This is a genomic window from Streptomyces sp. HSW2009 (assembly GCF_040240285.1).
Lineage (GTDB): Bacteria > Actinomycetota > Actinomycetes > Streptomycetales > Streptomycetaceae > Streptomyces.
This window is the reverse complement of the sequence record NZ_JBEHZD010000336.1, coordinates 1-8,870: the sequence shown is the minus strand read 5'-3', so window position 1 is coordinate 8,870 and position 8,870 is coordinate 1. Positions and strand designations below refer to the sequence as shown.

5 protein-coding genes and 2 pseudogenes are annotated in these 8,870 nt (G+C 72.5%); 1 reads left to right on the top strand and 6 read right to left on the bottom strand.

The annotated features are described in order from the left end of the window. The coding region (gene infB / locus AAHZ94_RS22470; RefSeq protein ID WP_349994784.1) for a translation initiation factor IF-2 at nt 1–2,137 on the top strand (2,137 nt) is incomplete at its 5' end. Between the two features lie 163 nt (nt 2,138–2,300). Here infB and AAHZ94_RS22465 read toward each other — a convergent pair. From AAHZ94_RS22465 to AAHZ94_RS22440, 6 genes and pseudogenes are all read right to left on the bottom strand, one after another. Continuing rightward, a pseudogene (locus AAHZ94_RS22465) lies at nt 2,301–2,750 on the bottom strand (sigma-70 family RNA polymerase sigma factor); the annotation flags it as partial. Between the two features lie 239 nt (nt 2,751–2,989). After that, entirely contained in the window at nt 2,990–3,487 is a 498-nt protein-coding gene (locus AAHZ94_RS22460; RefSeq protein WP_349994783.1) for an FBP domain-containing protein, read from the bottom strand. A gap of 109 nt (nt 3,488–3,596) precedes the next feature. Beyond that, nucleotides 3,597–4,478, bottom strand: a complete 882-nt coding sequence (locus AAHZ94_RS22455) for a carbohydrate ABC transporter permease (RefSeq protein WP_349994782.1) — start codon at nt 4,476–4,478, stop codon at nt 3,597–3,599. Further along, nucleotides 4,475–5,878: a carbohydrate ABC transporter permease gene (locus tag AAHZ94_RS22450; RefSeq protein WP_349994781.1), complete on the bottom strand. Its 1,404-nt coding sequence runs from the start codon at nt 5,876–5,878 to the stop codon at nt 4,475–4,477. Before AAHZ94_RS22450 ends, AAHZ94_RS22455 begins: the two co-directional genes overlap by 4 nt. Before the next feature lie 19 nt (nt 5,879–5,897). Continuing rightward, complete coding sequence (locus AAHZ94_RS22445) at nt 5,898–7,211, bottom strand: ABC transporter substrate-binding protein (protein ID WP_502964742.1); 1,314 nt, start codon at nt 7,209–7,211, stop codon at nt 5,898–5,900. A 795-nt stretch (nt 7,212–8,006) separates the two neighbouring features. Beyond that, a pseudogene (locus AAHZ94_RS22440) lies at nt 8,007–8,870 on the bottom strand (FHA domain-containing protein); the annotation flags it as partial.

Here is an 8,870-nt window from a genome sequence, read left to right as displayed (position 1 = left end):
ACGGGGCGGCGTTGGTACGAGTCCTGCGCTGCGGCGCGACGGGGTGACGAGGAGACGGGGTTGCGCGCCCGGCGGCGGTGGCGGCGCCGGTCGTCCCGGTGGTGGCGGCGGCGGTTTCGCCGGTCGTCCCGGTGGCGGCGGCGGTGGCGGCGGCTTCGGCGGTCGTCCCGGCTTCGGTGGTCGTCCCGGTGGCCCGGGTGGCCGCGGTGGCACACAGGGCGCGTTCGGCCGTCCCGGTGGGCCGGCCCGTCGTGGCCGCAAGTCGAAGCGGCAGCGGCGCCAGGAGTACGAGGCCATGCAGGCCCCGTCGGTCGGCGGCGTGATGCTGCCGCGCGGCAACGGACAGACCGTCCGCCTGTCGCGTGGTGCCTCCCTGACCGACTTCGCGGAGAAGATCAACGCCAACCCGGCGTCGCTCGTCGCCGTGATGCTCAACCTGGGCGAGATGGTCACCGCCACCCAGTCGGTCTCCGACGAGACGCTTCAGCTCCTCGCTGACGAGATGAACTACAACGTCGAGATCGTCAGCCCGGAGGAGGAGGACCGCGAGCTCCTGGAGTCCTTCGACATCGAGTTCGGCGAGAACGAGGGCGGCGAGGACATGCTCGTCGCGCGTCCGCCCGTGGTGACCGTCATGGGTCACGTCGACCACGGTAAGACCCGCCTGCTCGACGCGATCCGCAAGACCAACGTGGTCGCGGGCGAGGCCGGTGGCATCACCCAGCACATCGGTGCGTACCAGGTCTCCACCCAGGTCAACGACGAAGAGCGCAAGATCACCTTCATCGACACCCCGGGTCACGAGGCGTTCACCGCCATGCGTGCCCGTGGTGCGAAGTCGACGGACATCGCGATCCTCGTGGTGGCCGCCAACGACGGTGTGATGCCGCAGACGATCGAGGCGCTGAACCACGCCAAGGCGGCCGACGTGCCGATCGTGGTCGCGGTCAACAAGATCGACGTCGAGGGCGCCGACCCGACCAAGGTGCGCGGCCAGCTCACCGAGTTCGGCCTGGTGGCGGAGGAGTACGGCGGCGACACCATGTTCGTCGACATCTCCGCGCGTCAGGGCCTCAACATCGACCAGCTCCTTGAGGCGGTCATCCTCACCGCCGACGCCTCGCTCGACCTGCGCGCCAACGCGGAGCAGGACGCGCAGGGCATCGCGATCGAGGCCCACCTCGACCGTGGCCGTGGCGCCGTCGCCACCGTCCTCGTCCAGCGCGGCACGCTCCGCGTCGGCGACACGATGGTGGCCGGCGACGCGTACGGTCGCGTACGGGCGATGCTCGACGACACCGGCGCCCAGCTCGAAGAGGCCGGCCCGTCCACCCCGGTGCTGGTGCTCGGTCTCACCAACGTGCCCGGTGCCGGCGACAACTTCCTGGTCGTCGACGAGGACCGGACGGCCCGCCAGATCGCCGAGAAGCGCGCCGCCCGTGAGCGCAACGCCGCGTTCGCCAAGCGCACCCGTCGGGTGTCGCTGGAGGACCTGGACAAGGTGCTCAAGGCCGGCGAGGTGCAGCAGCTCAACCTCATCATCAAGGGCGACGCGTCCGGTTCGGTCGAGGCCCTGGAGTCCTCGCTGCTCCAGCTCGACGTCGGCGAAGAGGTCGACCTGCGCATCCTGCACCGCGGCGTCGGTGCGGTCACCGAGACCGACATCGACCTGGCGGCGGGCTCCGACGCCATCGTCATCGGCTTCAACGTGCGGGCTGAGGGCCGCGCCACGTCTGCGGCCGAGCGCGAGGGCGTGGACGTGCGCTACTACTCGGTCATCTACCAGGTGATCGAGGAGATCGAGGCGGCCCTCAAGGGCATGCTCAAGCCGGAGTACGAAGAGGTCGAGCTCGGTACGGCGGAGATCCGCGAGGTCTTCCGCTCCTCCAAGCTCGGCAACATCGCGGGTGTGCTCATCCGCTCCGGCGAGGTCAAGCGCAACACCAAGGCGCGCCTGCTGCGCGACGGCAAGGTCGTCGCGGAGAACCTCAACATCGAGGGCCTGCGTCGCTTCAAGGACGACGTCACCGAGATCCGCGAAGGCTTCGAGGGCGGTATCAACCTCGGCAACTTCAACGACATCAAGGTCGACGACGTCATCGCGACGTACGAGATGCGGGAGAAGCCGCGCGGCTGATCTCGTTCTGACCTCGTAACGGTCCGGGGCCGGTCGGCCGGGGCCCCCCGCCCCCCCCCGGGGGGGGGGGGGGGGGGGGTTGGGTGGGGGGGGGGGGGGGGGGGGGGGGGGGGGGGGGGGGGCGGCCCCGGGGGGGGGGGGCGGGGGGCGGGGGGGGGGGCCCCGCCGCGGGGGTGCGCTCCACCAGCGGCGCGATCTCGTCGAAGGGCACCCCGAACATGTCGTGCAGGACGAACGCGAGCCGTTCGGCCGGGGTCAGCGTGTCCAGGACGACCAGCAGCGCCAGCCCCACCGCATCGGCGAGCAGCGCCTCGTGCTCGGGGTCGACGCCGTCGGCGACGTCCACCACCGGGTCCGGAATGCGCCCCTCCAACGGCTGTTCGCCGCGCGAGGTACGGGCCCGCAGCAGATCGAGGCAGACCCGGGCCACCACCGTGGTCAGCCAGCCCCCGAGGTTGGCCACGCCGTCCGCGCCGTTGCGCTGGAGCCGCAGCCAGGTCTCCTGCACGGCGTCGTCGGCCTCGCTGAGCGAGCCCAACATCCGGTAGGCGACGGCCCGCAGCCGCGGCCGGTCCGCCTCGAAGCGCTGCGCCAGCCGTTCACGTTCGTCCATCGATCCACTTCTCCCGTCCACGTCCTCACCACCATGACGAAGTGCGGGGCGGAAGTGTGACGGCGGGGGTGGGTGTGGCGTGGGGCGGCGTCGGCCGGCGGGCCCGTGCGCGGCGCGCTGACTGGCGGGGGGCCGGGTCCGTACGCGGCTGGGCCCGGGAGCGGCGCCGTATGCGCCCGCCCCCGGTGGGCGCGTACGAGGCGGTGCCCGCCAGGGGCTCCTACGCCGCGCCGCCCCGCCTACCGGTGGACCTGGGTGAGGAACGCCTCGGCGTGGCCGACCAGCCGGTCGATCTGCTCGTCGACGGTGAGCGTCTCCTCGAAGCGCTGGGCGAGCTCCAGCTTCTTCTTCCCCCGTACGTACAGCGAACAGGCCAGGTCGGCGCAGATGTACGCGCCCACCGTGTTCCCCTGGCGACCGGCCGCGCCGGCCTTGCGGGCGGCCCGCAGGGTGACCCCGGAACCGGGGTGCGAGGTCAGGCACAGGGAGCAGATGTTGGTCTTGGTCAGGCTCTTGCGCGGCCCCTGGGGGACCCGCAGGGTGACGCCGGTGAGCCGGCCCTCGTACGGCATGACGAGATAGCTCCGGTCGGGCGCGCCCGGGTCGCGCCAGCCGAGGAAGTCCAGGTCCTCCCAGGGCCGCTCGGCCAGGTCCCGGGGCAGGTTGAGCCGGCTGGCCTCGCCCTTGGAACAGTTGACGAAGGACGCGCGAATCTCTTTTTCACCGACCGCAAGCATGCGCCGAAGCTAACAATCGGGGGCGGGCGCTGTCGCACGAATTTCGGCGGGACGCGGGCGGGTGGCGCCCCACCCACTCCCGCCACCCCACTCACTCCCGCTACTCCCGCTACTTCAAGGCTCCCGCCATCACGCCCGAGACGAACTGGCGCTGGAAGGCGAAGAAGACCGCCAGCGGGATGATCATCGAGAGGAAGGCGCCGGGGCCCAGGACGTCGATGTTGTTGCTGAACTGGCGGGCCTGTTGTTGCAGGGCCACCGTGATCGGCGGGTTGCCGCTGTCCGCGAAGATCAGCGAGACCAGCATGTCGTTCCACACCCACAGGAACTGGAAGACGGCGAGCGAGGCGACGGCCGGGCCGGCCAGCGGCATCACCACGCGGAAGAAGAGCCGCAGCTCACCGGCGCCGTCCAGGCGGGCCGCCTCAAGGAGTTCGCGGGGGATCTCCGCGAAGAAGTTGTGCAGCAGGAAGACCGCGAACGGCAGCCCGAAGGCGGTGTGGAAGAGGACCACGCCGGTGGTGGTCTGGAAGATGCCGAGTTCGCCGAAGAGCTTGGAGACCGGGATCAGCGCCACCTGTACGGGCACCACCAGCAGCCCCACCACCACCAGGAACCACCAGTCGCGCCCGGGGAACTCCATGCACGCGAACGCATAGCCGGCCAACGCGCCCACCAGCACCACCAGCAGCGTCGAAGGCACCGTGATCAGGGCCGTGGTGTACAGCGAGTCGGTGACCACCTCGTTGTGCAGCAGCCGGTCGTAGCCGTCCAGGGTGAGCTGCGAGGGGTGCACGAAGACCTGCCACCAGCCGGTGAGGTCCGCCTCGGCCGGGTCGCGCAGCGAGGACAGCAGCAGCCCCGCGGTCGGCGTCAGCCAGAACAGCGCGACCAGCACCAGGAAGATCCGCATCCCGGTGCCCCCGGCCCGGGCCGCGATCCGGGTGGCGAGCGACTGTTTGGCCCGTACGACGGTTCCCGTACTGGTCATCGACGGCGCTCCCTTCGAATGCGGCGGACATTGGCGTACATCAGCGGCAGCACCAGGGCGAGCAGGAAGATGGCGATGGCGCTGCCGACGCCCTGGTTGACGTCGGTGCCGAAGGAGGACTTGTAGAGCTGGAGCGCCAACACGTTCGCCTCGTCCTGGCTGGCGCCCGGGGCGATGATGTAGACGAGGTCGAAGATCTTCAGCACGTTGATCATCAGCGTGACCAGGACGACCCCGAGCACCGGCGCCAGCATCGGCACCGTCACCCGGCGGAAGACCTGCCATTCGTTGGCGCCGTCCACCCGCGCCGCCTCCAGCAACTCGCGCGGCAGCCCGGCCAGCCCGGCCGCGATGAGCACCATCGCGAACCCGGCCCACATCCACACGTACGAGCCGATGATGGCCGGCGTGACCAGCGTCGGACCGAGCCAGTCCACGCCGTTGTACGGGGCCTGGAAGTTGCTGCCCGGCAGCCGCAGGGTGGCGCCGTCGGCCCGGTCGGACAGGGTGAACGTGCCGTCGCCGCGGGTGGTGGCGGTGGCGACCACCGAGCCGTCCTTGACCGCCTCCACCTCGATCCCGGCGAGCCCTTCCTCGCCGCGGTCGATGGCGTTCGCCGTGCCCTTGCCGCCGCGGGTGAAGTCGCGCCAGACGACACCGGTGACCTGGCCGTTCGCGGGCTCGGGGGTCCCTGCGTGCTGCGCCCCGCCGAGCTGGTCGCGCGGGATGCCGACCAGTGGGACCAGCACCGGGCTGCCGGCGCGCAGCGTCCGCGGGTCGGTGATGGTGCCGTCCGCGGCCTCGGTCAGCGGCGACTGCCGGCCGGGGTTGGCCCGCTCGAACGGCGCCGGATCGGTGAACGTGTCGTGCACGCTCACCCACACCGCGTTGGCCACGCCACGGTCCGGGTCCTGCTCGTACACCAGCCGGAAGATGATGCCGGCCGCCAGCATCGAGATCGCCATCGGCATGAAGACCAGCAGCTTGAAGGCGGTGCCCCAGCGGATGCGCTCGGTCAGTACGGCGAAGATCAGCCCGAGCGCGGTGGCCAGCAGCGGCGCCACCACGATCCAGATGACGTTGTTGGTGACCGCGCGCTGTATGGCGTCGTCGGTGAACATCTCCCGGAAGTTGTCCAGGCCGACGAAGTCGCTGTCCGTCGCGTCGTACAGACTGCGGCGCAGCGAGTACGCGATGGGGTAGACCAGCAGCGCGCCGAGCAGCACGAGGGCGGGCAGCAGGAAGAGCGCCGCGAGCCACGGGTTGCTGCCGCGCACGCCGCGCCGCCCCGGGCGCCGGGCGGTGGGTGGGGTGGCGCGGGGGGCGGGCGTACGGGGCGTGGGCGCGGCGGGCGCGGGTGCGGGTGCGCCGGATGTGGGCTCCGCTGGCGGGGTCGACATGGTGGGTCCCTCGGCCGGATCAGTCCGAGAACGCCTTGGCGGCGTCCTTCTCCAACTGGCGTTGCGTGCCCGAGACGTTCTTCGGGTTCTTGAGGAAGTCCTGGAGCGCCTTCCACTCGCCCTGTGCGGGCTTGCCGCCGAACGAGGCGGGCGCCTGGTCGGACATGTCGAAGCGGAAGTCGTTCCCCGCGTCGACCAGCGCCTTGGCGATGCCGCGCAGTTCGGGGTTGGGGTAGCTGGCCAGGTCGAGCTTGGTGTTCGCGGAGATCAGCCCGCCCTCGCGGGCCCAGACGGCGGCGGCGTCGGGGGAGGCCAGGAAGGTGAGCAGGGCCTGGGACGCCTTGGTGTCCTTGAGCGCCACGGCCACGTCGCCACCGGTCACCACCGGCGGCTTGGCGCCGACCGCGGGGAACGGGAAGACCTTGGCGTCCTTCCCCAACTCGGCGCCGGCGTCGGCGACGTTCGCGGCGACGAAGTCCGCCTCGAAGACCATCGCGGCCCGCGGGTCACCTGCGCTGAACGTCTTGCTGACCGACTGCGGGAACTCCGTCCGCAGCGCGCCCTCCCTGCCGTCCGTCAACAGGTCGTCGTCCCCGAAGAGTTCGGCCAGCGTGGTCAGCGCCCGGGTCACCGAGGGGTCGGTCCACTTGACGGCGTGCGTGGAGAGCTTGTCGTACATCTCGGGACCGGCCTGCGAGAGGTAGATGTTCTCGAACCAGTCGGTGAGCGTCCAGCCGTCCGCGCCGCCCACCGACACCGGCTGCACGCCCGAGTCCGACACCAGCCTGGCCTGCTCGATCAGCTCCCGCCAGGTCTTCGGCTCGGTGGCCCCCGCGTAGTCGAAGGCCCGGGTGTTGTACCAGATCAGCGACTTGTTGCTGACCTTGTAGTAGACCCCGTACGGCGTTCCCTCGTACGAGCCGAGCTGCTGCCAGCCGGGCGAGAAGTTCTTGGCCAGTTCGGCCCGCGCGGTCTCGCCCAGCGGCTTGATCCACTTCTTGGCGGCGAACTCCCTGAGCACGCCCACCTGTTGCAGCATGGCGACGTCCGGCGGCTGCTTGCCGGCGACCTTCGAGCCGACGAAGGCGGACATGTCGTCACCGCTGGGCACGAAGGCGACCTCGGCGCCGGTGCGCCGCTCGAACTCGGCCAGCACCTTGCTGAAGTTCTCCTGCTCCGTACCCGTCCACACGGCCGTGACCTGGAGCTTCTGCCCATCGAGACGGGGCAGTTGGACGGTCTGCGGCACGGGCGCGGCACTCCCGCCGCCCTCGTCCTCGCTCCCGCAGCCGGCGGCCGTCAGCACCAGGGCCGCGGCGCTGGCGAGGGCCAGGGCGGCGCGGTGGGAGCGGCGGTGGCCGGTGGGGCGGGGGGTGGGCTTGGCGGGTGCGGGGGCTTCGTTGGTTGTGGTTGTGGTTGTGGTTGTGGTTGTGGTTGCGGTGGGGGTTGGGGGCGGGGTCGTGGCTGCGGCTTCGGCGCCCGTTTGGGTTGTGGCCGTGGCCGTGGCCGTGGCCGTCGCTTCGGGCTCGGGGGCGGCTGCGGTATTCGCTCGGGCCCCTGTGGTCCCTGCCGTGCCGCGGGTGGCCGTCCCGTCGGTCGGTCGCGCGCCAACTGCCCGGCGCCGGCGGCGTCCTAACGCCTGGCGTGGTCCCTGCATCTCGCCGCCTCTCCCCGTGTCGGGGCGCCGCGCCCCTGCGGACGGCCGCGCCGTACGCGGGCGCTCCCGGTCCTGCGGCCGTGCCCCGTGACGACAGTCCTACGCCCGGTCACGGTGGGCCGCAATACGTGCACCGCCGTCGAACGGCCGATCGTGATGGGCCCGTGATCTTCGGCGTCCGGCCTGCCCGTTAAGCCCAGATCCCTTGCTGACCAGCGGAGTTGACGTGCCTCACGGCGCTTGAGGGTCGCTGGTGACGCACTGGTACGCAGGCGACGGAGGGGTTTGCCGGGGCGCGGCTCGCGCCTTCCGTGGCGAGGCTCGCCCCCACCGCCGTACGGCTCGCCCCCCGTGCGCCACCCCACCACGGCGTGCCGGGCAGGGGCCGGCGGCGGCCGGGGCGGGGCCTACGGCGGCGAGGGCCGGAGCTAGCCGCCGGGTCGGGCCCGGCGGAGCCGGCCGTACGGCCGGCTATATGAGGGGCGGCGCGGGAGCCGCGCCCGTGGACTGGGCCGCCCGCTGGAGCGCGCTGGCCAGCAGGGCCAGGTCGGTTGGGCCGTTGCCGAGCTCGCGCAGGGGCCTGCGGGTGGGCGGGTCGCCCATCCGCTCCCAGTCCAGCGGGACCACCGTGGGCCTGGCCGTCGCCGTACGCGGGATGCGGCCGGTGATCCGGCCGGCCTGGAACGGGGTCACCCCGCCGTCATCGGGCCGCTTCAACCGGCCCCGGCCGGGCGTCGGCAGTCCCTCCACGGCGCTGCGCACGCTGCCCGACGGCTGTTCGAGCAGGACCCGCAGGCCGGCCCGCTCGACGGCGACCGTGTCCGCCGTACGGTCCGGGCGGCCCGACGCCGCGATCAGATGCACGCCCAGGCGCGCGCCGTCACGGGCCACCGACTCCAGAGCGCGCACCACCGAACCGGCCGACGGCCGGGCCGTACTGCCGAGGGCCGGGGCCACCAGCGCGTCGAAGTCGTCGACGAGCACCACGAGCCGGGGCATCGCGCCCGCCTCGTACGCGTCCGGGGCCTCCCGTGCCGGCAGCGCGCCACCGGCCGCGCCGGCCTCGCCGCGGGGGGCGCTGAGCGGGCCCGCGCCCGGGGCGCGGAGCTTGAGCGTGCCGCTGGTCGGGCTCTCCAGCGTGCCGTCGGGGGCCACGCCGCCGGACCAGCGCCCGGCGCCGCCCTGGCCCGAGCGGTCCGTGCCGTCGAAGCCGCCCTGCGCGGGGGCGCCGTCCGCGGCGTCGGCGGGCCTGCGCGGCGAGACGACCAGGGGCGCGGCCGCCCCGCCCGGGGGGCCCGCGGACCAATAGACGCCGCCCCCGCCCACGGGCCCCCC

Bases quoted from the DNA above. Each gene is read 5' to 3' on its own strand.
- AAHZ94_RS22450 (WP_349994781.1), bottom strand. From the start codon at position 5,878: ATGTCGACCCCGCCAGCGGAGCCCACATCCGGCGCACCCGCACCCGCG.
- AAHZ94_RS22460 (WP_349994783.1), bottom strand. From the start codon at position 3,487: ATGCTTGCGGTCGGTGAAAAAGAGATTCGCGCGTCCTTCGTCAACTGT.
- AAHZ94_RS22455 (WP_349994782.1), bottom strand. From the start codon at position 4,478: ATGACCAGTACGGGAACCGTCGTACGGGCCAAACAGTCGCTCGCCACC.